The sequence below is a fragment of the Rhodococcus sp. MTM3W5.2 genome (genome assembly GCF_001984015.1).
Taxonomy (GTDB): domain Bacteria; phylum Actinomycetota; class Actinomycetes; order Mycobacteriales; family Mycobacteriaceae; genus Rhodococcus_G; species Rhodococcus_G oryzae.
Window position 1 is genome coordinate 2,526,988 of sequence record NZ_CP019572.1, and the last position, 24,751, is coordinate 2,551,738.

Annotated in this window: 22 protein-coding genes and 3 pseudogenes; 18 read left to right on the top strand and 7 right to left on the bottom strand. The window is 69.5% G+C overall.

What is annotated here, in order from left to right; genetic code table 11:
- Positions 1-37 precede the first annotated feature (37 nt).
- From BTZ20_RS11635 to BTZ20_RS11695, 13 genes and pseudogenes are all read left to right on the top strand, one after another.
- Complete coding sequence (locus tag BTZ20_RS11635; protein ID WP_083742632.1) at positions 38-1,963, top strand: HNH endonuclease signature motif containing protein; 1,926 nt, start codon at positions 38-40, stop codon at positions 1,961-1,963.
- A 19-nt stretch (positions 1,964-1,982) separates the two neighbouring features.
- Positions 1,983-2,435, top strand: a complete 453-nt coding sequence (locus tag BTZ20_RS11640; protein ID WP_083742633.1) for a YbaY family lipoprotein — start codon at positions 1,983-1,985, stop codon at positions 2,433-2,435.
- 8 nt (positions 2,436-2,443) lie between these two features.
- Complete coding sequence (gene pdxT, locus BTZ20_RS11645) at positions 2,444-3,082, top strand: pyridoxal 5'-phosphate synthase glutaminase subunit PdxT (protein ID WP_411269126.1); 639 nt, start codon at positions 2,444-2,446, stop codon at positions 3,080-3,082.
- An 80-nt stretch (positions 3,083-3,162) separates the two neighbouring features.
- Entirely contained in the window at positions 3,163-3,915 is a 753-nt protein-coding gene (locus BTZ20_RS11650; protein WP_077041462.1) for a YebC/PmpR family DNA-binding transcriptional regulator, read from the top strand.
- A gap of 135 nt (positions 3,916-4,050) precedes the next feature.
- The gene (gene ruvC, locus BTZ20_RS11655) at positions 4,051-4,635 is read left to right on the top strand and encodes a crossover junction endodeoxyribonuclease RuvC (RefSeq protein ID WP_077043647.1); all 585 of its coding nucleotides are present in this window, start codon (positions 4,051-4,053) and stop codon (positions 4,633-4,635) included.
- Positions 4,632-5,231: a Holliday junction branch migration protein RuvA gene (gene ruvA / locus BTZ20_RS11660; RefSeq protein ID WP_077041463.1), complete on the top strand. Its 600-nt coding sequence runs from the start codon at positions 4,632-4,634 to the stop codon at positions 5,229-5,231. The genes ruvC and ruvA overlap by 4 nt, the downstream gene beginning before the upstream one ends.
- A gap of 8 nt (positions 5,232-5,239) precedes the next feature.
- A pseudogene (gene ruvB, locus BTZ20_RS11665) lies at positions 5,240-6,312 on the top strand (Holliday junction branch migration DNA helicase RuvB).
- 73 nt (positions 6,313-6,385) lie between these two features.
- Positions 6,386-6,772, top strand: a complete 387-nt coding sequence (yajC, locus tag BTZ20_RS11670; protein WP_077041464.1) for a preprotein translocase subunit YajC — start codon at positions 6,386-6,388, stop codon at positions 6,770-6,772.
- 104 nt (positions 6,773-6,876) lie between these two features.
- Positions 6,877-8,539 (top strand): annotated as a pseudogene (gene secD / locus BTZ20_RS11675) (protein translocase subunit SecD).
- Between the two features lie 2 nt (positions 8,540-8,541).
- Entirely contained in the window at positions 8,542-9,717 is a 1,176-nt protein-coding gene (secF, locus tag BTZ20_RS11680; protein ID WP_223263731.1) for a protein translocase subunit SecF, read from the top strand.
- Between the two features lies 1 nt (position 9,718).
- Positions 9,719-11,433, top strand: a pseudogene (locus tag BTZ20_RS29790) (ABC transporter substrate-binding protein).
- Complete coding sequence (locus tag BTZ20_RS11690) at positions 11,400-11,963, top strand: adenine phosphoribosyltransferase (RefSeq protein ID WP_077041466.1); 564 nt, start codon at positions 11,400-11,402, stop codon at positions 11,961-11,963. Before BTZ20_RS29790 ends, BTZ20_RS11690 begins: the two are co-directional and overlap by 34 nt.
- Before the next feature lie 47 nt (positions 11,964-12,010).
- The gene (locus BTZ20_RS11695; protein WP_077041467.1) at positions 12,011-14,341 is read left to right on the top strand and encodes a RelA/SpoT family protein; all 2,331 of its coding nucleotides are present in this window, start codon (positions 12,011-12,013) and stop codon (positions 14,339-14,341) included.
- Between the two features lie 68 nt (positions 14,342-14,409).
- Here BTZ20_RS11695 and BTZ20_RS11700 read toward each other — a convergent pair whose 3' ends face one another.
- Together BTZ20_RS11700 and BTZ20_RS11705 are read right to left on the bottom strand one after the other, a co-directional pair.
- Positions 14,410-15,210 (bottom strand): peptidylprolyl isomerase, encoded by an 801-nt coding sequence (locus BTZ20_RS11700; protein ID WP_145982276.1) that lies wholly within the window; start codon positions 15,208-15,210, stop codon positions 14,410-14,412.
- Complete coding sequence (locus BTZ20_RS11705) at positions 15,207-16,079, bottom strand: peptidylprolyl isomerase (protein ID WP_077041468.1); 873 nt, start codon at positions 16,077-16,079, stop codon at positions 15,207-15,209. The genes BTZ20_RS11700 and BTZ20_RS11705 overlap by 4 nt, the downstream gene beginning before the upstream one ends.
- A gap of 187 nt (positions 16,080-16,266) precedes the next feature.
- Here BTZ20_RS11705 and BTZ20_RS11710 point away from each other — a divergent pair, with 187 nt between their 5' ends.
- Genes BTZ20_RS11710 through BTZ20_RS11725 form a run of 4 tightly spaced genes read left to right on the top strand, consistent with a single transcriptional unit; the run spans position 16,267 to position 19,491 of the window.
- A complete protein-coding gene (locus BTZ20_RS11710; RefSeq protein WP_077041469.1) occupies positions 16,267-16,947 on the top strand; it encodes an MBL fold metallo-hydrolase in 681 nt (226 codons plus the stop codon).
- A 34-nt stretch (positions 16,948-16,981) separates the two neighbouring features.
- Complete coding sequence (gene hisS / locus BTZ20_RS11715) at positions 16,982-18,262, top strand: histidine--tRNA ligase (RefSeq protein ID WP_077041470.1); 1,281 nt, start codon at positions 16,982-16,984, stop codon at positions 18,260-18,262.
- Entirely contained in the window at positions 18,249-18,884 is a 636-nt protein-coding gene (locus BTZ20_RS11720; RefSeq protein ID WP_077041471.1) for a hypothetical protein, read from the top strand. Before hisS ends, BTZ20_RS11720 begins: the two co-directional genes overlap by 14 nt.
- Positions 18,885-18,891: 7 nt before the next feature.
- Complete coding sequence (locus BTZ20_RS11725; protein ID WP_077041472.1) at positions 18,892-19,491, top strand: CHAP domain-containing protein; 600 nt, start codon at positions 18,892-18,894, stop codon at positions 19,489-19,491.
- Positions 19,492-19,638: 147 nt separating this feature from the next.
- Here BTZ20_RS11725 and BTZ20_RS11730 read toward each other — a convergent pair whose 3' ends face one another.
- From BTZ20_RS11730 to BTZ20_RS28010, 5 genes are read right to left on the bottom strand one after another with little or no spacing between them, the layout of a single operon-like run.
- Complete coding sequence (locus BTZ20_RS11730) at positions 19,639-20,061, bottom strand: HIT family protein (protein WP_077041473.1); 423 nt, start codon at positions 20,059-20,061, stop codon at positions 19,639-19,641.
- Positions 20,058-20,732 carry a TetR/AcrR family transcriptional regulator gene (locus BTZ20_RS11735; protein ID WP_077041474.1) on the bottom strand — a complete coding sequence of 225 codons (675 nt, stop codon included), beginning with the start codon at positions 20,730-20,732 and terminating at the stop codon, positions 20,058-20,060. Before BTZ20_RS11735 ends, BTZ20_RS11730 begins: the two co-directional genes overlap by 4 nt.
- Positions 20,729-21,583 carry a Fic/DOC family protein gene (locus BTZ20_RS11740; protein WP_223263732.1) on the bottom strand — a complete coding sequence of 285 codons (855 nt, stop codon included), beginning with the start codon at positions 21,581-21,583 and terminating at the stop codon, positions 20,729-20,731. The genes BTZ20_RS11735 and BTZ20_RS11740 overlap by 4 nt, the downstream gene beginning before the upstream one ends.
- Complete coding sequence (locus BTZ20_RS11745) at positions 21,580-22,890, bottom strand: putative nucleotidyltransferase substrate binding domain-containing protein (RefSeq protein ID WP_262982571.1); 1,311 nt, start codon at positions 22,888-22,890, stop codon at positions 21,580-21,582. The genes BTZ20_RS11740 and BTZ20_RS11745 overlap by 4 nt, the downstream gene beginning before the upstream one ends.
- Positions 22,890-23,036: a hypothetical protein gene (locus tag BTZ20_RS28010; protein WP_223263897.1), complete on the bottom strand. Its 147-nt coding sequence runs from the start codon at positions 23,034-23,036 to the stop codon at positions 22,890-22,892. The genes BTZ20_RS11745 and BTZ20_RS28010 overlap by 1 nt, the downstream gene beginning before the upstream one ends.
- A 197-nt stretch (positions 23,037-23,233) precedes the next feature.
- On the opposite strand from BTZ20_RS28010, the gene BTZ20_RS11750 reads away from it, so the two are divergent.
- Positions 23,234-24,751, top strand: coding sequence for an amino acid permease (locus BTZ20_RS11750; protein ID WP_077041475.1), 1,518 nt, complete (start codon positions 23,234-23,236; stop codon positions 24,749-24,751).

Genomic DNA, 24,751 nt, shown 5'->3' on the forward strand with positions numbered 1-24,751 from the left:
CTGGTTCGTGTCGGTGGCCGAGCGTAGACTCGTACACATGTTCGATACCGGGGGGTTTCGAGGTTGCGCCGCAGGTGAGGGTGCCCGCGCGGACGCGCGTCCGGTGGATTTCGATGATGGTGCGGCGGCGTTGTCGGCGTTGCGGGAGTACGGGCGGGCGGAGAACGCCGCGGCGGCGCACAAGGTGTTGACGGCGGCGGCGTTCGCGCGGCGGCAGTTCGCGCACGAGGTGGATTTGTTCGGTGAGGAGTTCGCCTATCGGGCGGGGCGGTCGGCGGAGATGGAGACCTCGCTGGCGTTGGGGGTGAGTGCGTTCACCGCGGAACGGTATGTGGCGGTGGGTAATGCGTTGGATCTGCGGTTGCCGTTGATTCGTGCGGTGTTCGTGTCGGGGCTGGTGGACTTTCTGAGGGTGTTCGCGATCGTCGACGCGACGGCGGAGATTTCCGATGCCACCCTCGCCAGGATGGAGGGGCACCTCGCAGATGCCGCCCTGTATCTGACGCCGAAGAAGTTGGTGGCGGAGGTGATGCGTGAGCTGATCCGCATCAATCCGGCCGAGGCGGAAGAACTGCGGAGGCGGCGGGAGCGGCACTCTCGGCGTGTGTCGGTGACCGCGGACCTGCACGGCATGGCCCAGGTTTACGCCACCCTCACTGCGGCGGAGGGCCGCACCCTCGATTCGCTCGTCCAGGAGATGGCGGGCACGGTCTGCCGGGAGGACCCCCGCACCGTCGACAACCTGCGCACAGATGCGTTCATGGCGCTGGTGCACGGCGAGACCTACCTGCACTGCCGGTGTGGGCGCGAGGACTGCCCGACCGCGCACCTACCCCGACCCGAACGACCGAAGCCCGAGGTGCACATCCATATCGATTTGGAGAGCCTGCTTCGGCTGGCCGATCGCCCGGGTCATCTGGAGGGTCACGGGCCGATCGATCCGGAGCTGGCTCGGTTGCTCGCCGGGGATGCGACGTGGCAAGCGGTGATCACCGATGCCAGGCGAATCCAGGCGGAACGAAATGCCGCGGTCGGCGATGACGGCGAGACCGAGAACGAAATCGAGTCGGCCGAGCCGAAAGGCGGTGAGCCGCCACACGGATTGCAGGCCGGCGGTGCTCCATCCGCCCGTGAGAGCGACACATCGCCACGAGAAACGAAGCACGGCAACGGTTCAGGGGACACCTCTGTGCCCATCCGTTACCGGCTTCGGCGCCGCCCCGCTGGACAGCTACCTCCACCGTCTGTCGTGCGCCCACGGTCTGGCACCAGCCCTCAAGAGCCGCGGATCACCGACATCCTCGACGCGGTCACCGCCAACCCGACCCTGCTCGACGGCCAATACCCGGACGGGCACGGCGGATACGACCACCCACCCCGCGGCGCCCTGACCTACCGACCCAGCAACGCCGTCCGCGCCGCGGTCTTCGACAAATACGACACCTGCACCTTCCCCGGCTGCACCGTCAAAGCCCGGGACTGCCAGTTCGACCACATCGTCGAATTCGACCCAAACAACCCCCTCGCCGGCGGGTGGACCGTCGAGAGCAACGGCGAACCCGCCTGCACCCGCCACCACCAAGCCAAGACAGACCGCCTCTTCCGCGTCGTCCGCCTCGACGGCGACGTCATCGCCTGGATCGGCGCACACGGCACCATCGGCATCACCCTGCCGCTCCCGGTCGAACAACGACCCAGCGCCCGCACCACAACACCCACACCCCGACCGATCCAGAAACCGACACCCGCACCACCGACACCAGAACCACCCGACCTCGGGATCTACGAACCGACCTGGTGGGAAACCCACATGCGGCCCACGGACCTACCCCCGACGCTCCCGCAGCTCGCCACCATCACCGACCCCGGCCACCTCGCCCGATGCGCACAACTCCGCGCCCACCACGCCGAACACCTCGCGATCCTGGGCGAACGCCACCGCCACCAGCCCCCACCGTTCTGACCATCCGTATCCTCGACCTGTGCAGACGAGACGAATTCTGGAACTGACCCTCGGTGCGGCGGCACTGATCGCGGTCGTCGCGGCCGTGGTGGTGTCGATCGGATCGACACCCGAGACCGCGCAGGCCGACAGCGTGGACGACACGCTCACCGTCACCGGGACCGTCTCGTACCGCGAGCGGATCGCCTTCCCCGAGAACGCCGTCGTGACCGTGCGCCTCGAGGACATCTCGCTGGCAGACGCTCCGGCGACCCTGCTCGCCGAGCAGCGCATCGAGGACGCAACCGGCGTGCCGGTGCCGTTCGAGCTCGCCGCCTATCGCGACGCCATCGACCCAAGGGCGCGACTCGCCGTCCGCGCGCAGATCGAGGTCGACGGCGCGCTGCGCTGGACCACCGACACCGTCCACCCGATCCCGGTCGAGGGTGACGTCCCGGCACAGGAGCTCATCCTCGTGGCGGTCCCGCAGTGAGCGTCGACATGATCGAGCGGAAATCGGCCACCATGACACCCACCATCGGCGTGCTGGCGCTGCAGGGAGATGTGCGCGAACACCTTGCGGCGCTGGAGGCCTCGGGTGCCCGCGGCATCGGCGTGCGCCGGGTCTCGGAGCTCGAAGCGGTGGACGGCCTCGTCATCCCCGGCGGGGAGTCCACCACCATGAGCCGTCTGCTCACGGTGTTCGAACTGCTCGAACCGCTGCGTGCCCGGCTGCGCGACGGTATGCCGGCATACGGCTCCTGCGCGGGCATGATCCTGCTGGCGGGCGAGGTGCTCGACACCCGCCCGGATGCCCAGTGCCTGAGCGGAATCGACATCACCGTGCGGCGCAACGCCTTCGGTCGTCAGGTCGACTCCTTCGAGGAGGACCTCGACTTCGCGGGTATCGAGGGCGCCCCGATGCGAGCAGTCTTCATCCGCGCGCCCTGGGTGGAGCGGGTCGGCCCGGGCGTCGAGGTGCTGGCCACGGTCCCCGAGGGCCCGGCCGCCGGACGGGTCGTCGCGGTCCGTCAGGGCAACGTTCTCGCGACCTCATTTCACCCCGAGGTGACCGGCGACAGGCGCGTCCATCAGCTGTTTGTCGACATGGTGCGGGAAGTCGCGGTGGCCCGCGCGTAAACTGGCGCTACTGTGTGCTCCCCGCTGCAGCGTGCTCCGCTGTCGCGTGCGCATCTACGAACGGGAAGAGGGAACTACGCATGAGCGGCCACTCCAAATGGGCCACCACCAAGCACAAGAAGGCTGCGATCGACGCCAAGCGCGGCAAATCCTTCGCGAAGCTGATCAAGAACATCGAGGTGGCGGCGCGGACCGGTGGTGGTGACCCAGCGGGTAACCCGACCCTGTACGACGCCATCCAGAAGGCGAAGAAGACGTCCGTCCCCAACGACAACATCGAGCGCGCCCGCAAGCGCGGCGCGGGCGAAGAGGCGGGCGGCGCCGACTGGCAGACCATCATGTACGAGGGCTACGGCCCCAACGGTGTGGCGCTGCTCGTCGAGTGTCTGACCGACAACCGCAACCGCGCGGCGGGCGAGGTTCGGACCGCGATGACGCGCAACGGCGGCAACCTCGCCGATCCGGGTTCGGTTGCGTACCTGTTCACCCGCAAGGGCGTCGTGGTGCTCGAGAAGAACGGTCGCTCCGAGGACGAGATCCTCGAGGTGGTGCTCGAAGCCGGAGCCGAGGAGATCAACGACCTCGGCGATACCTTCGAGATCGTGTCCGAGGCGGGCGACCTGATCGGAGTGCGGACCGCACTGGTGGACGCCGGCATCGACTACGAGTCGGCCGACCCCGACTTCCGCGCCTCCGTCGAGGTGCCGGTGGACGTGGACGGCGCTCGCAAGGTGTTCAAGCTCGTCGACGCGCTCGAGGAGTCCGACGACGTGCAGAACGTGTACACGAACGTCGACCTGTCCGACGAGGTGCTCGCTCAGCTCGAGGACTGACCCCCGCTCGATCATCGGGCCGGACCACGCTGGTCCGGCCCGATGTTTGTCTTCGACCGCGTGTTGGTCGGCCAGCGTGTCGGCAGATCCACCTATACTCTCGAACAGCTGTTCGTAGTGGTGAGAGGTGATCGCGTGCGCGTGTTCGGGGTGGATCCAGGCCTGACCCGATGCGGGTTCGGGGTGGTCGACTCGGGTCGCGGCCGCACGGTGGCCCCGGTGGCCGTCGACGTCATCCGGACGCCGCCGGAGATGGACTTGTCGCAGCGATTGCTGCGGATCTCGAACGCGGCCGAGGAATGGCTGGACCTCTATCAGCCGACCGTCGTCGCCGTCGAGCGTGTCTTCTCGCAGAACAACGTGCGCACCGCGATGGGCACGGCCCAGGCCGGTGGCGTCGTCGCGCTCGCCGCGGCCCGGCGCGGGATCGACGTCTGCTTCCACACCCCGAGCCAGGTGAAATCGGCGGTCGCGGGCAACGGTGCCGCGGACAAGAAGCAGGTCACCGCGATGGTGACGAAGATCCTCGGGCTGGCGGTCGCGCCGAAGCCAGCCGACGCCGCCGACGCGCTCGCGCTGGCGATCTGTCATTGCTGGCGCGCCCCGATGCTGTCGCGGATGGCGCAGGCGGAGCAGGCCGCCGCCGAGCAGAAGCGGCGATACGAGGCCAGACTCGCGGAACTGAACAAGACCCGGCTCAAGAAGGCAGGTACCCCATGATCGCGTCCATTCGCGGCGAGGTGCTCGAGATCGCGCTCGATCACGTGGTGCTCGAGGCGGCGGGGGTCGGCTACCGGCTCAACGCCACCCCGGCCACGCTCGGCACCCTCCAGCGCGGAACCGAGGTCCGGCTCGTCACCGCGATGATCGTCCGCGAGGACTCGATGACCCTGTACGGGTTCCACGACATCGAATCGCGGGATCTGTTCGGCCTGCTGCAGACGGTGTCCGGGGTGGGCCCGCGGCTGGCGATGGCGACGCTGGCCGTCCTCGAGCCGGAGGCGCTGCGCAAGGCGCTCGCCGAGGGCAACGTCACCGCGCTGACCCGGGTGCCCGGCATCGGCAAGCGTGGCGCCGAGCGGATGGTCGTCGAGCTCCGGGACAAGGTGGAGGCCGTCGCCGTCACGTCCGACCCCGGCGCGCCCGCGGTGGTGCCGGGTCTGGTCCGCGAGCAGATCGTCGAGGCCCTGGTCGGCCTCGGCTTCCCGGCGAAGTCCGCCGAGCAGGCCACCGACACCGTGCTGGCCGCGGACCCGGACGCGAGCACGTCGACGGCCCTGCGCTCGGCGCTGTCCCTGCTGGGTAAGACCCGGTGACCGAGGACATGGAGGACCCGGCCGGGCTGGAATCGTCGGTCACCGCGAATTTCGTCGCCGCCGACAGCGAGATCGAGGCCAGTCTCCGGCCGACCAGCCTGACCGACTTCATCGGCCAGCCGCGGGTGCGTGAGCAGCTCCAGCTCGTGCTGACCGGCGCCAAGCTCCGCGGCGGCACACCCGACCACATCCTGATGTCGGGTCCCCCGGTCTCGGCAAGACCAGCATGGCGATGATCATCGCCTCGGAACTGGGCACCTCGCTTCGGCTCACCTCCGGTCCGGCGCTCGAGCGGGCAGGCGACCTCGCCGCCATGCTGAGCAACCTCGTCGAGGGCGACGTGCTCTTCATCGACGAGATCCACCGGATCGCGCGGCCGGCCGAGGAGATGCTCTACCTGGCCATGGAGGACTTCCGGGTGGACGTCGTCGTCGGCAAGGGACCGGGCGCGACCTCGATCCCGCTGGAGGTCGCGCCGTTCACCCTGGTCGGCGCCACCACCCGCTCCGGCGCACTGACCGGGCCGCTGCGCGACCGGTTCGGTTTCACCGCCCACATGGACTTCTACGATCCGCCGGAGTTGCAGCGGATCCTGCTGCGGTCCGCGGGCATCCTCGGCGTCGAACTGGGGGAGGAGGCCAGCGCCGAGATCGCGGGTCGCTCCCGTGGCACGCCGCGCATCGCGAACCGGCTGCTGCGCCGGGTGCGGGACTACGCCGACGTGCGGGCCGACGGCGTGATCACCCGCGACATCGCCAGGGCGGCGCTCGCGGTGTACGACGTCGACCAGCTCGGCCTGGACCGTCTCGACCGGTCGGTGCTCAGCGCTCTGGTGCGCAGCTTCGGCGGTGGCCCCGTCGGCGTGTCGACCCTCGCCGTCGCGGTCGGGGAGGAGCCGGGCACCGTGGAGGAGGTCTGCGAGCCGTTTCTCGTGCGTGCGGGGATGATCGCACGGACACCGCGGGGTCGGGTGGCGACCGCAGCGGCATGGGAACAGCTCGGTCTGACGCCGCCGCCGGAGGCCGCGGCGGGCGGCATCGACGTGCGTGTCAACGAACCGCCGCAAGGTCTGTTTGACTAGTGGCACACTGGAGTACTGCGCCGGTCTGTTCCGGATTGTGCGCGTCGACGACCCTCGAGGACTGAACTCAACGATGGAACTGCTGTTTCCGCTCCTGATTCTCGCCCTGCTCGTGCCCATGTTCCTGGGCATCCGCCGCCAGAAGAAGGAGATGGCGAAGACTGCGGAACTGCAGGACTCGCTCAACGTCGGTGACCGCGTGCTCACCACCTCCGGGCTGCATGCGACCGTGGTCGAGCTCGGTGAGGGCACCGTCGACCTCGAGGTCGCGCCCGGAATCGTCACCACCTGGTCGCGGATGGTGATCCGTGAACTCCTCGTCGAGGACGACGAGGAGTTCGAGGAGGAGGACATCGACGAGATCGTCGATGACGCCCCCGCCGATGAGACCCCCGTGGTCGAGAAGGCCCCCGTCGAGGAGACCCCCGAGGAGACCAAGCGTCGCCTGGACACCGAATGAGTTGAGTTTCGGACCGCTGCCGAGTGATCCTGCTCGGCAGCGGTCGCGTGTAGGGCCTCGAACCCGACCATCGCACGACACACGTACTAGGAGAACTACGGATCGTGGCACCTTCGACTGGAGCCGTACGACCAGCACGCTCGCTCGTGATCTTCGGGCTGATCGTCGCTGCGCTGTACGCGCTCGTCTTCTTCACCGGGGACAAGTCCCCGACGCCGAAGCTCGGCATCGACCTGCAGGGCGGCACCCGTGTCACCCTGACCGCGCGCACCCCGGACGGCAGTAAGCCCAGCCAGGACAGCCTTCGTCGCGCGCAGGAGATCATCGAGACCCGTGTCAACGGGCTCGGCGTCTCCGGCTCCGAGGTGGTCATCGACGGCGACAACCTGGTGATCACGGTCCCCGGCGACGACAGCTCGCAGGCCCGCACGCTCGGCCAGACGGCGCGGCTGTACATCCGTCCCGTGCAGAGCTCGGCCGTGTCCTCGAACGCGCAGGCTCAGGCCCCGAAGGCCGAGACCCCGGCCCCGGCGCCCGCGCCGCAGAACCGGCCCTTCCCGGCGCAGGAACCGGGCACCCCGGCTCCGCCGACCGAGACCCCAGCACCCCCGCGGAGCAGGGCGCGGCATCGGCCGACGATCAGGCGGCCGCGGAGATCGCCGAGGCGAAGAAGACCAGGCAGAGCACGGACCCGGCGGTGCAGCAGCAGGCGATGGCGACGCTCGACTGCAACGCCAGTGACCCGCTGCAGGGCAACGACGATCCGGCGCTGCCGCTGGTGGCCTGCTCGACGGACGGCACCACGGTCTATCTCCTCGGGCCGAGCATCATCGACGGCCAGGAGATCGCGGACGCGTCCTCTGCCTTCAACTCGCAGCAGTCCCGCAACGAGGTGTCGCTGACCTTCAAGTCGAGCGGAAGCACCACCTGGGCGCAGTTCACCGCCGCGAACATCGGCAAGCAGGCCGCGTTCACACTCGACTCCAAGGTCGTCAGCGCGCCGGTCGTCCAGGGCGCGACCCCGCGGGCAGCGCCACCTCGATCACCGGTGACTTCACGTCGGCGTCGGCGAAGGAACTCGCGAACACCCTGAAGTACGGCTCACTGCCGCTCTCCTTCCAGGCATCCGAGGCCGAGACCGTCTCCGCGACCCTGGGTCTCGCCTCCCTCCAGGCGGGCCTCATCGCGGGCGCCATCGGCCTCGCGCTGGTGCTGCTCTACTGCCTCATCTACTACCGGATGCTGGGCGTGCTGACCGCACTCTCACTGGTGCTGTCCGGTGTGATGGTCTACGCGATCATGGTGCTGCTCGGCCGGTACATCGGCTTCACCCTCGACCTCGCGGGCATCGCCGGTCTGATCATCGGTATCGGCATGACGGCCGACTCGTTCGTCGTGTACTTCGAACGCATCAAGGACGAGATCAGGGAGGGCCGCAGCTTCCGCTCGGCTGTGCCGCGCGGTTGGGCGAGGGCTCGCCGGACCATCCTGTCCGGAAACGCGGTGAGCTTCATCGCGGCCGCCGTGCTGTACGTCCTCGCGGTCGGCCAGGTGCGCGGCTTCGCGTTCACCCTCGGCCTGACCACCATCCTCGACGTCGTCGTCGTGTTCCTGGTGACCCATCCGCTGGTCCACCTGGCATCGAAGTCGGACTTCTGGTCGAAGCCGAGCATCAACGGTCTCGGAGCGGTGCAGCAGGTCGCCCGTGAACGCAAGACCGCGGCGTCCGCGCGCACCAGCGTCGGCGCGCAGGCGAAGGAGGCCTGACTGTGACCACATCTGAAGATCTATCGTTGTCCGATTCCTCGGCCGACCAGGCGAAACTGCCCAGGCACAGCCTGCTCTCGCGGCTCTACACCGGCACCGGCGCTTTCGAGGTAGTCGGCAGGCGCAAGTTCTACTACGGCCTGGTCGGCGTCATCCTGCTGATCTCGATCGCCAGCATCCTGATTCGCGGGTTCACCCTCGGCATCGACTTCGAGGGCGGCACCCGGATCCAGTTCCCGGCCGGCGACAACGTCACGACCGAACAGGTCGAGCAGGTCTACACCGAGAGCATGGGCGAGCCCCCTGTCTCCGTTCAGACCGTCGGCTCCGGCGCGAGCGCGACAATCCAGATCCGTTCGGAGGCGCTCGACGCTCGTGAGGTCGTCGTCGTTCAGGACGCGTTGTACGAGACCTTCCAGCCGGAGGACAAGGACGGCAACCCCAGCAAGAACGCGATCAGCGTCGCCGACGTGAGCGAGACCTGGGGCAGCCAGATCACCCAGAAGGCGCTCATCGCGCTCGTGGTGTTCCTGGTCATCGTGAGCATCTACATCGGCATCCGGTTCGAACGCGACATGGCGATCGCCGCCATCGTGGCGCTCTTCTTCGACATGATCGTCACGGCGGGCGTCTACGCGCTGGTCGGTCTCGAGGTCACACCGGCCACGGTGATCGGTTTGCTCACGATTCTGGGCTTCTCTCTCTACGACACCGTTGTGGTGTTCGACAAGGTGGAGGAGAACACCCGAGGGGTGTTGCACTTGACCAGGCGGACCTATGGCGAACAGGCCAACCTGGCCGTCAACCAGACGCTGATGCGCTCGATCAACACCACCGTGATCAGCGTGTTGCCGGTGATCGGACTGCTCGTCGTCGCGGTCGGGTTGCTCGGCGTCGGCACGCTCAAGGACCTCGCTGTGGTCCAGTTGGTTGGCATCATCGTCGGCGCGTTCTCCTCGATCTTCTTCGCTACCCCGTTGCTGGTCTCGATCAAGGAGCGTTGGGGACCCGTGGCGGCGCACACCAAGAAGGTGCTCGCCCGCCGCGAGACCCGGTCCGAGGGCGCCTCCGCGCCTGCCGCGGCCGCGGAGGCCTCCGCCGTCGCGTCCCGTGTCACCGCGGCGAGCCCGCGGCCCGGTGCCCGACCGACGGGGAAGCGCGACAAGAAGAGGCGTTGACATGGGTACCGGCGCACGACGGGCTGGCACGGCCCGCGGTTTGAGGGTCGGCACCGCCGGCGTGATCGCGATGATCGCGGCGGCGGCCGTCGGCTGCTCCACAGCCGAGGATCAGGTCCAGTCCATCGGGTACGCCGTCGACAACGTGTTGACCACCTACAACGCGAACACGGTCGACGGCGCGGCATCGGGTGCGCGGCAAGCGTTCTCGCGGGTGCTCACCGGCCTGAGCTACATCGGGCCGGAGGGCAGTGCGCTGTCCGACGGCGACGTCGGCACCGCGGCCACCGTTCCTGGCGACGCACTCACCGTTGCGGTCAAGCTGAACCCGCAGGCCGTGTACTCGGACGGTGTGCCGACGGCCTGCGACGATCTGGTGCTGGCCTGGGCGGCGAGCAGCGGTCGCTTTCCGATGTTCCGGGCGGCGGACACCGCCGGCTACACGGACATCGACCGGGTCGACTGCCAGTCCGGGTCGAAGGATGCGACCGTCGTGTTCCGGCCCGGCCGGGCGTTCGCCGACTGGCGGGCGCTGTTCGGCGCCACCGCGCTGATGCCTGCGCACGTGGCGGCACGGGCCGCGGGGGTCCCGGACCTCGTCGGCGCCGTCGCGTCGAACGACGTGCCCGCGCTGGAGCGGGTCGCCGAGTTCTGGAACAACGGCTGGAAGCTGGTCCCGGACCAGCTCGATCTCACGCTGTTCCCGTCCTCGGGGCCGTACCGGGTCGAGTCCTTCACGACGGACGGCGGACTCGTGCTCGTCGCCAACGAGCGGTGGTGGGGCAACAAGCCGGCCACCCGCAGATCGTGGTGTGGCCGAAGGGAACCGATCTCGAGTCCAAGACCGCTTCCGGCGAGGTCGACGTGATCGACGCGGGTGCGGGGTCGATGCCTGGGCTGTCCCCGGGTGGCGGGTTCTCCTCGGTGACCGCGCCATCCCGCAGCAGCGAGCAGCTGGTGCTCGCGACGTCGGGGGTTTTCGAATCCGCCGATGCGCGCCGGGCGCTCGCCCTGTGCGTGCCGCGCCAGCAGCTCTTCGATCGGCTCGGGCACCCGGACTTCGACAAGCAGTCGGGCCTCGGTTCCGGCGTGCTGAGTTCGCGGATCGTGCAGCCGGACATGTTGATCTACCCCTCGGTCGCCGCGACCGAGGGCGGCCGGTATCTGCACCCCGACGTGCCCGCCGCCGTCGCCGCGAGGACCGCCTCGGGGCAGGGCCCGATCACGGTCAGGATCGGTTACCTGGCCCCGGACACCCGGCGCGCCGACACCGTCAAGGCGATTGCCGAGGCGTGCGCCCCCGCGGACATCACCGTCGAGGACGCCGGCTCGCCGGAGTTCACCCCGACCGCGCTCGGCGCGGGCGGACTGGACGCCATCCTCGGCGGCACCGCTTCCGCGCAGGGCGCCGCGGGTACCGACTCCGAGGTTCCGCCGGTGTACTCGCTGGTCGGGGGCAACGGCACGAACTTCGGTGGCTACCGCAACGGCCGCATCACCGCGATCGCGGAGCAGCTGGCCGTGGACACGGCGGAGGGCAGCAGGCTGAACCTGTCGACGGAGGCCGAGGGCATCCTGTGGAACGACCTGCCGTCGATCCCGCTGTTCAACGAGCCGAGGACCACGGTGTTCGCGGACGGCCTGCACGCCGCGGTGCCGAACCCGACGGTCTCCGGTGTGGGATGGAACATGGACAGGTGGATACTTCTCCGGTGACTGCATTGACGACGGCGTCCGACGACGTGGCCCGACTGACCCGCTGGGCCGACGACTTCCCGGAGCCGGGGGTGACCTTCGCCGACCTGACCCCGGTGTTCGCCGACGCCAAGGCCTTTCGCGATGTCATCGATGCAATGGTCCAGGTCGGCGACGGTGCCGACCTGGTCGCGGGCATCGACGCCAGGGGATTCCTTCTCGGTGCCGGAGTGGCCCTCGCGCTGGACGCGGGCGTGCTCGCGGTCCGCAAGGCGGGCAAGCTGCCGCCGCCGGTGCTCACCCGTGAGTACCAGCTCGAATACGGAACCGCGTCCCTGGAGATCCCCGCCGACGGGATCGAGCTCGCCGGCCGCCGGGTGCTGGTGATCGACGACGTGTTGGCCACCGGCGGCACCCTGGCCGCGGCGGCGGAGCTGCTGGCCACCGCAGGCGCCGAGGTGATCGGGATCGCGGTGGTGCTCGAGATCGAGGCGCTCGGCGGGCGCTCGCGGCTCGCGGGCCACCCGGTCACATCGCTGCTTCGGGTCTGAGGACTAAAGTTTCCGTTGAGGCGACCGACAGCACGGGAGGTGACGCAATGACCCAGAACCTCGACCGGTCGCAGTCCGAGACCGGGACCCCGGCTGCCCCGCAGGAGGGCGTCGCGCCCGCGGTGCCCACCTCGGCGTCGCGGCGGGTACGGGCCCGGCTGGCGCGCCGGATGACCGGGCAGCGCAACGCCACGATCAAACCGGTGCTCGAGCCGCTGGTCAGTGTGCACAAGGAGCTGTACCCCAAGGCGAACCTGGCGCCGTTGCAGCGCGCCTACGACGTCGCGGAGGAGCGCCACTCCAGCCAGAAGCGCAAGTCCGGCGATCCCTACATCACCCATCCGCTGGCGGTGGCGAACATCCTCGCCGAGCTCGGCATGGACACCACGACGCTGGTCGCGGCGCTGCTGCACGACACGGTGGAGGACACCGGGTACTCGCTCGAGCAGCTCACCGAGGAGTTCGGTGAGGAGGTCGCGCACCTCGTCGACGGCGTCACCAAGCTCGACAAGGTGGTGCTCGGCAGCGCGGCGGAGGGCGAGACCATCCGCAAGATGATCATCGCGATGGCCCGCGACCCGCGGGTGCTGGTGATCAAGGTCGCCGACCGGCTGCACAACATGCGCACCATGCGCTTCCTGCCTCCCGAGAAGCAGGCGCGCAAGGCCAAGGAGACCCTGGAAGTCATTGCGCCGCTTGCGCATCGACTCGGTATGGCCACGGTCAAGTGGGAACTCGAGGACCTCTCGTTCGCGATCCTGCACCCGAAGAAGTACGAGGAGATCGTCCGCCTCGTCGCGGACCGGGCGCCGTCGCGCGACACCTACTTGGCGAAGGTGCGGGCGGAGATCAACGCCACCCTCGCCGCGTCCCGGATCAACGCCGTCGTCGAGGGCAGGCCAAAGCACTACTGGTCGATCTATCAGAAGATGATCGTCAAGGGTCGCGACTTCGACGACATCCACGACCTCGTCGGGGTGCGGATCCTGTGCGACGAGATCCGGGACTGCTATGCCGCGGTCGGCGTCGTGCACTCGCTGTGGCAGCCGATGGCGGGCCGGTTCAAGGACTACATCGCGCAGCCCCGCTACGGGGTGTACCAGTCGCTGCACACGACGGTGGTCGGCCCGGAGGGCAAGCCGCTGGAGGTGCAGATCCGCACCAGGGACATGCACCGCACTGCGGAGTTCGGCATCGCCGCGCACTGGCGCTACAAGGAGACCAAGGGCAGGCACTCCGGTGACGCCGCCGAGGTCGACGACATGGCGTGGATGCGGCAGCTGCTCGACTGGCAGCGCGAGGCCGCGGACCCGGGGGAGTTCCTCGAATCGCTGCGCTACGACCTTGCGGTCAAGGAGATCTTCGTCTTCACCCCGAAGGGCGACGTCGTGACGCTGCCCGCCGGTTCGACACCGGTGGACTTCGCGTACGCGGTGCACACCGAGGTCGGGCACCGGTGCATCGGTGCCCGGGTGAACGGCCGGCTGGTCGCGCTCGAGCGCACGCTCGAGAACGGTGAGGTCGTGGAGGTGTTCACCTCCAAGGCCGCGAACGCCGGTCCGAGCCGGGACTGGCAGGGCTTCGTCGTCTCGCCCAGGGCGAAGACGAAGATCCGCCAGTGGTTCGCCAAGGAGCGCCGCGAGGAGGCCCTCGAGGCGGGTAAGGACGCGATCGCCAAGGAGGTCCGCCGCGGCGGGCTGCCCCTGCAGCGCCTGCTCAGCTCCGAGTCGATGTCGGCCATCGCGCACGAGCTGCGCTACGTCGACGTGTCCGCGCTGTACACGGCCGTCGGCGAGCACAATGTGTCGGCTCAGCACGTGGTGCAGCGGTTGGTCGCGAATCTCGGCGGCGTGGAGTCCGCCGAGGAGGAGCTGGCCGAGCGGTCGACGCCGTCGACCATCCCGATGCGCCAGCGCCGCACGACCGACGCCGGTGTGCTGGTGCCGGGTGCCACAGGCACGGTGGCCAAGCTCGCGAAGTGCTGCACCCCGGTGCCGGGCGACGAGATCATGGGCTTCGTGACCCGCGGTGGCGCCGTGAGCGTGCACCGCACCGACTGCACCAACGCCGGGTCGCTGCGCGAGCAGTCCGAGCGGATCATCGAGGTGCAGTGGGCGCCGTCGCCGTCCTCGGTGTTCCTGGTCGCGATCCAGATCGAGGCGCTGGACCGGCACCGGTTGCTCTCCGATGTGACCAAGGCGCTGGCCGACGAGAAGGTGAACATCCTGTCCGCGTCAGTGACCACCTCGGGCGACCGCGTCGCGATCAGCCGCTTCACCTTCGAGATGGGCGACCCGAAGCACCTCGGGCACGTGCTGAACGTGGTCCGCAACGTCGAGGGCGTCTACGACGTCTACCGGGTCACCTCAGCGGCATAGGCGGCTGCGCCGCCCGTGAGTCCTTCTGGCCCTCCTGCGGGCCAAAAGGACTCACGGGCGCGAAGCGCCTAGCTGACCTTGACGGTCTCGATCTGCACCGGGGTGTTCGGCTTGCCGCCGCCCGCGGGCATGGAGCCGTCGTCGCCATCCGCGGCGATCTTCTCGATGGTGGCCAGGCCCTCGTCGGTGATGGTGCCGAAGACGGTGTACTGCGGAGGCAGCACCGAGTCCGCGTACACCAGGAAGAACTGGCTGCCGTTGGTGCCGCCGGGACCCGAGTTGGCCATCGCGATCGTGCCGCGGGGGTAGAGCATGCCCTGCTGGGCGGCCGGGTCGCCCTCGGCGAAGGCCGTGGTCGGGTACTCGTTGGCGAACCGGTAGCCGGGGCCGCCGTTTCCGACGCCCGAGGGATCGCCGCACTGCAGAACCTGCAGGCCCGGGCTGGTCACCAGGCGATGGCAGGGGGTGTCGTCGAAGTAGCCCTGCTCGGCCAGGCTGACGAAGCTGTTGACCGTGCACGGCGCCTCGGCGCGGTCGAGGGTGAGGCCGATCGGGCCCTGCGTGGTCGCCATCGCGAGGCTGACGGTGCCCGCGGTGGAGACGCCGTCCGTGCTCGGCGGTTGGACTTGCTTGGACGCCTGGCCTGCCTGCGCGTACGCACAGGAGACGGTCGCCGACGCCGGCGCGGCCGGGGCGGGCAGCGGCGGGTACCCGGACAGGTCCGGCGCCGCGCTCGGCTGGCTGGCCAAGGTGCGCGTCGTCGGTGGGGTCGAGGAGCTGTCGTCGCTCGAGCAGGCGCTCGACGCCAGCAGCAGGCCGATGCCTGCCGCGGCCAGCACGCCCCGCCGGATGCTCACCGGGGCCCTCATGCCGCCACGCTCGCGGTCGTGATCTTGATCGGGAGGTTCGGCTTGCCGCCGCCCGCGGACATCGAACCGTCGTCGCCTGCCGCCGCGACCTTCTCGATCGTCGCAAGGCCCTCGTCGGAGATGGTGCCGAACACCGTGTACATCGGGGGCAGCGGGGAGTCGTCGTAGACCAGGAAGAACTGGCTGCCGTTGCTGCCGGGCTGGCCGGTGTTGGCCATCGCGATGGTGCCGCGCGGGTAGGTGACGGGCTCGCCGAGGTTCGGGTCGTCGGGGTTGTACTGATCCGTCGGGAACTCGTTCTCATAGCCGTAGCCCGGGCCGCCGGTACCCATTCCGGTCGGGTCACCGCACTGCAGGATCTTCAGCCCGGTGGTGCTCAGGCGGTGGCACGGGGTGTCGTTGAGGTAGCCCTGCTGCACGAGGCTGACCATGCTGTTGACGGTGCAGGGCGACTTCGCGCGGTCGAGCGTGAGCCCGATCGGGCCCTGGTCGCTGTCGAGGTTCACCGTGACCGTGCCCTCTGCGGACACCCCGGTTGTGGCGGGGAGGTTCGCGGGCTTGGCGGGCGGCGTGCCGTCCGGCGTGTAGCCGCAGTCGACCGTCGCGGGCAGCGCCTGGGACCGGCCGGCAGGCATGACACCCGGAGTCGGGGAGTCCGCCGCGGACGTCGAGGTGTCCGAGGCCTCGGAGGCATCCTCGTCACTGGTCAGGGAGTAGATGAAGGCGCCTGCGGCGACCACGAGTACGACCCCGAGGGCGGAGGCCCCGATGGTCATCTGCTTGCGCTTGCGGGCCCGCTCGGCTCGGTGCTCGAGTTGCCGTTCCAGCTTTCGCTTGGCGGCTTGGCGTCGCTGCTCATTGGTCGGCACTGCTGCATACCTCTTTTCTCGGGCGAAGCCTCGGAAAATGTCGCGGCTCCTAGGGCGGAGCCTCGGGCTCGCGAGACGGCTCGTCTGGTCGCTGAGTGAGTCTGCCATCTGATCCTGAGAAGAGGCCGCATAGGCTGTATCCGGTCCTCACCCCGGACCGACACCCACGTCATTAGGAGCGATCGCTGTGCTCGTCACCGGATTCCCGGCCGGAGCGTTTCAGACGAACTGCTACATCCTCGCCCAGGACGGCGCGAGCGAGTGCATCGTCGTCGATCCAGGTCAGAACGCGGCCGAGCCGCTCGTCGAGTTCCTCGCGCAGTCGTCGCTGACGCCGACGGCGGTGCTGCTCACCCACGGCCACCTCGACCACACCTGGTCGGTCGAACCGGTCTGCGAGAAGTTCGGCATCCCCGCCTACATCCACCCCGAGGACCGCTACATGCTCAGCGACCCGCTTCGGGGGACCGGGCCCGCGCTGGCCGCGATGCTGGGGGACGCGGAGTTCCACGAGCCGCGGGAGGTGATCGAGCTGGCCGATGGCGACGTCCTCGAGCTGGCCGGGATGTCGATGACCGTCGATCACACCCCTGGCCACACGCAGGGGTCGGTTGTGCTCCGGACGGTGGCCGATACCGACGACGGACCTGTGCAGATCGCGCTGACCGGCGACACGCTGTTCGCCGGCTCCATCGGCCGCTCCGACCTGCCGGGTGGCGATCACGAGCAGTTGCTCCGGTCGATCGCGGCGAAGCTGCTGGTGCTCGCCGACGAGACTGCGGTGCTGCCGGGCCACGGCGGGTCGACCTCGATCGGACAGGAACGGGCGTCCAACCCGTTCCTGGTCGGACTGGCCGGATCCAGGTAGGGGCTCGTGTTTGCTGATAGGAGAGACTAGACCCGTGAGCAAGCCCAGTAACACCGCATTCTCCGCCCCCAAGGGCGTTCCCGACTACGTGCCGCCCGCCTCCGCGGAGTTCGTCGCCGTCCGCGACGGCCTGACCCGCGCCGCGCGGCTCGCGGGCTACGGCCACATCGAGCTGCCGATCTTCGAGGACACCGGGCTGTTCGCACGCGGCGTCGGCGAGTCGACCGATGTGGTCAGCAAGGAGATGTACACCTTCGCCGATCGTGGCGACCGGTCGGTGACGCTGCGACCGGAGGGCACCGCGGGCGTGATGCGCGCGGTGATCGAGCACGCTCTCGACCGCGGCCAGCTCCCGGTCAAGCTCAGCTACTCCGGGCCGTTCTTCCGCTACGAGCGACCGCAGGCGGGCCGCTACCGGCAGCTGCAGCAGGTGGGTGTCGAGGCGATCGGTGTCGACGACCCGGCGCTGGACGCCGAGGTGATCGCCATCGCCGACGCCGGCTTCCGTAGCCTCGGCCTCGAGGGCTTCCGGCTGGAGATCACCTCCCTCGGCGACGACACCTGCCGCCCCCAGTACCGGGAGCTGTTGCAGGAGTTCCTGTTCGGCCTCGATCTCGACGAGGACACCCGGCGACGCGCGGAGATCAACCCGCTCCGCGTGCTCGACGACAAGCGTCCGCACATCAAGGAGATGACGGCGGGCGCCCCGCTGATGCTCGATCACCTCTCGGAGGAGGCCAAGGCGCACTTCGACGAGGTGCTCGCGCACCTGGACGCGCTCGGGGTGCCGTACGTGGTCAACCCGCGGATGGTGCGCGGCCTGGACTACTACACGAAGACCACCTTCGAGTTCGTGCACGACGGCCTCGGCGCCCAGTCCGGCATCGGCGGCGGCGGTCGCTATGACGGCCTGATGGAGCAGCTCGGCGGGCAGCCGCTGTCGGGCATCGGTTTCGGGCTCGGCGTCGACCGCACCGTGTTGGCACTTGCGGCCGAGGGCAAGACCGTCGGCAACCCGGCTCGCTGCGAGGTGTTCGGGGTGTCCCTCGGAGACGAGGCGAAGGCACAGATGGTCGTGATCGCGGCGCGGCTGCGCGCGGCCGGGATTCGCGTCGACATGGCCTACGGCGGCCGCGGCGTCAAGGGTGCGATGAAGGCAGCGGATCGCTCGGGGGCCAGGCTCGCCCTCGTACTCGGCGAGCGGGACATCGCGGACGGCGTGATCGGGGTCAAGGATCTCGCGACGGGCGACCAGCGCCAGGTCCAGCTCGGCGAGGTGGTCACCGAGGTCGGGGCGATCCTTGCCGACGGGTGACCCCGCCGGGTCGGTGCCCCTCGACCTCATCCCGTCCTCGCTGATCGCGCCCCGGCTGCGCAAGGTCGCGTTGTTCGCGATCGTGCTCGGCGTCGTCGTCGCGGTCGGCGTCGGCTTCTTCGCCTCGACCGGGCTGGCCGTGCTCGTCGGCGCGATCATCGCGGTGCCGACCGCGCTGTCGGCGCTGCTGACCATGCGTCGGCGGATCTGGTTGACGGGCACCACGATCCACGCCCGCCACGGCCTGCGAACCAGGTCGGTGGACGCGAGCAGGGCGGTGAGCGCGGAGGTGGTGGTGCGCGCCGCACGGGTCAGTCAGGTCGGCGTCCGGATCGGCGACGGGAACGCGCTGGTCTCGATCCCGCTGGCGCTGTACACCGACGACGGCGGCCGCGAACTCGACCTGCTCGGGCTGCGCTCGCTGGCCGATGCGCTGAACGCGGGCGAACTGGCCCCGGCGGTGGCCGTCGCCTCCGTTCTGATCGGGCAGCTGCGCGCCGAGGCGCGCGGCGCCGGGCTGGAGGAACGGCCCCTCTACCGGGCGGTGCGGACCGCGCGCGAGGCGGGCCGCGTTCCGCAGACCGTTCTCACCGACCACGAGGTCGCCGGGCTGGCAGACTGATCCGGTGATGTCCGCTCCCGAGTCGACCCGTCGCCGTCGCCGCCCGATGGTCTGGATCGTTGCCGCCCTCGCCACGCTCGCCGTCGTCGTGGTCGGGGTGCTGTGGGCCGCACCGACCCGCTATCTGCCATGGGACACCACTGATTTCCCTGCGGTCGACCTGGCGGCGTTGTCGCAGGAGCAGGCGCGGGTCGTCACCCTCCTCGAGGAGGAGCACCGGAGTCAGCGGCCGGGGACCTTCTACGCCGAGGGAGTCGAGGAACCCTGGTGCGCGGACTTCGTGAGCTGGATCATGCGGGAGGCGCAGCAGCCGCTGTCGAATCCGAACTCGGGTCACTGGCGGATTCCCGGGGTCTACACACTGCAGGCGTACTACGAATCTCAGGGCCGGTTCGAGCCGGTCGACGGCGGCTACCGTCCGAAAGTCGGTGACGTTGTGCTCTACAACAACCGCAGCTGGGTTGGCCAGCACACCAACATCGTGGTCGCGGTCGACGGCGACACCGCAACGACGGTGGGTGGCAACGAGTTCGGCCGGATCCGGGTGCACACTCTCGATTGGTCGAGCGACTCCGCGGTGGTCGGGTTCGGCCGGCTCGTGTCCTGACCGTGTCACGGCACCAGGGAATGTCTAGGTTGTGGCGCCGCCGGGGTCGGGGGTCACGGCGGCGCCACATGTCATTGGTACAGCAGCGCCGCGCCAATCGGAAGTGTTGATCCTCGAAATGGGGGAACAACTAGGGGTTGGTTGCGATTAGGGGAATCGCAACGCGGCGCGGATGCGGGCGGCGTGGTCGGCGGCATCTGTGTCGTCGGTGTAGCGGGTGCGGGGCCAGAAGAAGCCCCGCAGCCCGTCGCCCTTGGTGCGCGGCACGATGTGCACGTGCAGGTGCGGAACGCTCTGTGAGACCACGTTGTTCATCGCGACGAACGAGCCCTGCGCGCCCAGCCCGGTGACCATGGCCTCCGAAAGGCGTTGCGCGACCGTGAACAGAGGGGAGACCAGCTCGGCCGGGAGCTCGGGCAGGGTGGCGACGTGGCGCCGCGGCATCAGCAGTACGTGGCCCTTGAACACCGGGCGGTGATCGAGGAACGCGACGGTGTCGGCGTCCTCGAACACGACGTGGGACCCGGACGGGTCGGCGACCACGTCGCAGAACGCGCAGTCGGTGCTCATGCGGACCGGGTGGCGGCCAGCAGCCGCTCGGCCTGGGCTCGAAGGGATTCGGCGTCGTGCCACCCCAGTACCCGCAGGCCTGCCTCGGCCAGCAGTACCGGCGACTGCTCGCCGGTGCCGGTGCCGCCGCCCTCGGCGTCGCTGCGCTCGTTGATCACCGTTTCCACGATCCGGAAGGGCAGGCCCGCGCGGGACTCGTCGTCGGTTCCGAGCTCCGTGAGAACCGCGGCCGCGAGCTCGCGGTAGCGTCGGCGCAGCTGCTGACGTTCCTCTCGGAACCGGGAGAACCGCTCGGTGCGCAGCTCGGGCAGCAGGTACAGGGCGCCGAGGTTCCACCGGCCCGCCATCAGCTGACCGCTGTCGAACAGGAGCAACGCGTACAACCGCACCGCTGCGGGCTCCGTCGTCGCCGCGAGCCGATTGGCCAGCTCCAGTGGGGCGGTCACGGTCTGCTCGAGCAGTGCCGCCAGGATGTCGTCCTTGGTGGCGAAGTGGTGATACAGCGACGCCTGCCGCATCCCGACCATTTCGGCGATCTGCCGGGTGGAGGTGGATGCAAAGCCCTTGGTGGTGAACAGTTCCGCCGCGGCGTCGAGGATCTCGGCCTGCGCCGTTGGGCCGGGCCTGCGCTGTTTCGTCAGGCGGGGTCGTCCTGGGCCTGCGTTGGTCACGCTTCCATCCTGTCAGTTCGCGGGGCGAGCGCGCGGTGGAAGATCGGGATCAGCGGCCGGGGCGAGGGTTCGCCGGAGCGACGGAACGGCGCCGAGTCCCGGGAGGCCTCGGTCCAGTCGCGGACGCTCACCGCGGACAGATCGAGCAGGAACGGGGTCTGCGCCGCCAACTGGTGCAGGAACAGCGTCGCGGTGCGGCCGTTACCCTCGCGGAACGGGTGGGCGTGATTGAGGGTGGCGTAGACACGCGCGAGCGTGAAGGCGAGCGCGCCCCGATCGGGCGTCGACCAGTCGGCGTCGGCAATGTATCCGCCGACGAGGCCGAGGTAGTCGTCGATGGCGGGGACAGGGGCGAACTCGTTGCCGCCCTTGGTGATGTCGACGATCCGGGTCTGTCCGGCCCACGCGAACACGTCGCCGAACACGTGCTGGTGCAGCTCGCGCAGGTGGGTGGCGTCGAAGCCGGACCCGACATCGGGACGTCGGTCGTGCACCTGGAGGATACGGACGGCGGTCGCGGTGAACTCGATCGACCGCAGCGCGGCGCCGTCCCGGTAGTCGAAGTTGTTCCGCAGCACCCGGGTTCCGGGGACCAGGTACGGGTGACGCCGCAGGAACAGGCGTCGACGCGGCGGCACCGCGACGCGGAAGGTGTCGGCTTCGGCGCGGCAGTTCACCAGGTAGCTGCCGACGGTGAGCTCCCGGAGCAACACGGCGACGAGGTCCGCGATCTGGTCCGGGCGTGGCTCCCAGCCCTCGAGGCACTCGGCGGCGACGGTCTGGTCCACCGCACGTGTCTGCCGTTCGTCGAGCCGGGTGAACAGCGTCGGCCAGCGCTCCGAGGCGTTCACGCGCCCGGGCCCGCGTAGGCGAGTTTGCGTTGCACGCCCGCGATCTCGCGGACGGCGTTCGCGAGCAGGCTTCGGTAGAGCGGGGTGAGCGAGGCGATGGTGAGCTCGTCGGTGACCGGTAGCCCCTGTTCGAGCTGCTCGCACTGGTGTCGCAGCCGGATCTGTTGCAGCACGTCGAAGGATTCCGCCAGGATCCGGGCGTCGTCGTCCAGTAGCAGCCCCGTGTCCGCCGCGGCCTGTAGGCGCGCGGGGGTCGAACCCGCGCCCATCCCGGCGGCCAGGCCCGCCCAGCGCGCGATGTTGACGATCGGCATCACACCCTGCGACTTCAGGTTCACCGAATCGGTCCGTCGGGTGAGGACCTGGCGCAGCGAGTGGATGCGGACCTTGTCCTCGACAGCCTCGCGGAGCAGGAGCTTCATCGCCGAGGGTGTCGCCCTGGTCCTGGCCGAGACCTGCGCGGACAGGTCGAGGGCGTCGTCTCCCCAGGTGACCCGGCTGTCGGTGAGCAGGGAGATCATCAGGACTCCCTTGTCCTCGTACGGGTCCGCGATCCACTGGTCCGCGGCCTGCATCCAGGCCCCGGCGGACCGCGCGAAACGCGGTCGCGCGGCGGTGGCCCCCTTCTCGTCGGACGGGAAGCCGCACCGGTCGAGTAGGCGGTGTACCCGCGCTGCGGTGGCCATCAGTTCCGTGTCGGTGTCGGGCCGCCGGGCGTCGTCCGCCCACACCAGGGCACTGTCGACATCGGAGCCGGGCATCGCTTCACGGCGGGCGACGCTCCCGAGCGAGAGCCAGGTGAACGGTGTCCGGCCGGACCTCGCGGACCCGGTCTCCAGGTGCAGGGCTCGCGTTGCGGCGGCGTCGACGATCACCGAGAGGATCGCGGAGACGTCCAGCGGTGCGACCCTTGCCCGCCAGAGGCCGAGCACCAGCCCTGGCACCTGGGCGGTCGCCGCGACCAGCGCATCCGGGGTGGCGGCCCTGGCGACGGCGGCGCGGAGCAGAAACCCGCTGCGGGTTGCGGTGGCCAGCAGGTCACCGTCCTCGAGGACGCCGAGCAGTGCGCCCGTCTCGGACAGCACCGGCATGTGCCGCACCCCCCGCTCGAGCATGTCCATCAGGACATCCGCGCCGAGACGGTCCGCGGACACGGTGCGTGCGGGCACGGTCATCACGGCCGAGACCGGTGTGTGGGTGCCGAGCCCGGCGGCCACCACCCGCCGCCGCAGGTCGCCGTCGGTGAAGATCCCGTGCGAGCCCCCGGCCAGCGGGACGATGACATAGCGCCTGCCCTCCCGGGTCATCAGCTCGGCCGCCTCACGCGCGGTGCTCTCGGGGGACAGATCAGCGCGGGTCCGCGCAGCAGCTCGCCTGCCCGGCGCATCGCCGGATCGCGAACGACCAACGGGGCGGGTCCGCCGCCGCCGTCCTTGCTCTGCACCGCTCTCATGGGCACATCCTTCCAGGACCAGGTCTTCCGACGCCGCAGGCGGCGGCGGTGAGCAGTTCGCAATGTCTGCGTAACCAATGACATTGAGACGCAACGGAAAGCCCGAACCTCGAAACGTGCGGGACACCCATGCGCACTGGTGGAACGGAAAACTATCAACTGACAGATACTCCGCCGCCCGCCTCGCAGGAGAGCCCATGACGACCGTCGCATCTCAGTCCCAGGACCACGACGACCTGGCGGAATTCGGGTACGAACAACAGCTGCACCGGTCGCTGGGCAAATTCGCCTCCTTCGCGGCCGGCTTCTCCTTCGTCTCGATCCTGACCACGATCTTCCAGCTGTTCGGCCTCGGTTTCAGCTTCGCCGGACCCGCCTTCTTCTGGACCTGGCCGTGCGTGTTCATCGGCCAGTTCATGGTGGCCCTCTGTTTCGCCGAGCTGGCAGCCCGCTACCCGATCTCGGGCGCGATCTACCAATGGTCGCGGCGAATGGGCGGCGAACTCGTCGGGTGGTTCGCCGGCTGGTTCATGATCCTGGCCCAGATCGTCACGGCCTCCGCCGCGGCGATCGCGCTCCAGGTCGTGCTGCCGACGGTGTGGAGCGGATTCCAGATCGTCGGCGAGGACAGCGCCCTGACCTCGCCGAGCGGCGCCGCGAACGCGGTCCTGCTCGGGTCCGTGCTGCTGGTGTTGACCACCACCATCAACTGCATCGGCGTCAACTGGATGTCGCGGATCAACAACATCGGCGTCACCTGCGAGATCATCGGCGTCATCGCCGTGGTCGGGATGTTCTTCACCCACGCCCAGCGCGGCCCCGACGTCGTGTTCGACACGGGCGAGGCAGGCACCCAGCCGGGGTACATCTGGGCCTGGATCGTCTCCGGGCTGATGGCCGCCTACGTGATGGTCGGGTTCGGCTCCGCGGGCGAGCTCGCGGAGGAGACCCGCAACCCACGCCGGGTCGCGCCCCGCACCATCCGGCTCGCGCTCTCGGTCTCCGCCATCGGCGGCGGCCTGATGATCGTCGGCGCGCTGATGGCGGCGCCGAGCCTCACCGATGGCCGCCTCGCGACCGAGGGCCTGCCGTACGTGCTGACCTCGATCCTCTCCTCGCCCTGGGGGACGCTGCTGCTGATCGACGTCGCCATCGCGGTGTTCGTGTGCACCCTCGCCATCCAGACCGCGGCCTCGCGGCTGATGTTCTCGATGGCCCGCGACGGTCGACTGCCCGCCTCGTCGGTGCTGGCCCGGGTCAACCCCCGGACGGGGACCCCGATCGCGCCCTCCGTCCTCATCGGCCTGCTGTGCGTGGCGGTGCTGGCGGTCAACGTCGGCAACTCCGCGATCTTCACCACTCTCTCGAGCGTGTGCATCGTGCTGATCTACCTGGCCTACCTCATGGTGACCGTGCCGTTGCTGGTGCGCAGGCTCAGCGGCTGGCCGACCGGCGGGCCGCAGGTGGACGCGGAGGGCCGCCCGCTCTTCTCGCTCGGGAAGTTCGGTATCCCCGTCAACATCGCCGCGGTCCTCTACGGCGCGCTCATGGTCGTCAACCTCTCCTGGCCGCGCGCCGAGATCTTCAACCCGACAGGCGAATTCCCACTCCTGCAGTGGGCCGCGCCGCTCACCGTCGCTGCCGTGGTGCTCATCGGAGCCCTCTGCTACCCGCGCGGCAAGACCGTCCCGAACCCCGTCACGATCGGAGCCTGA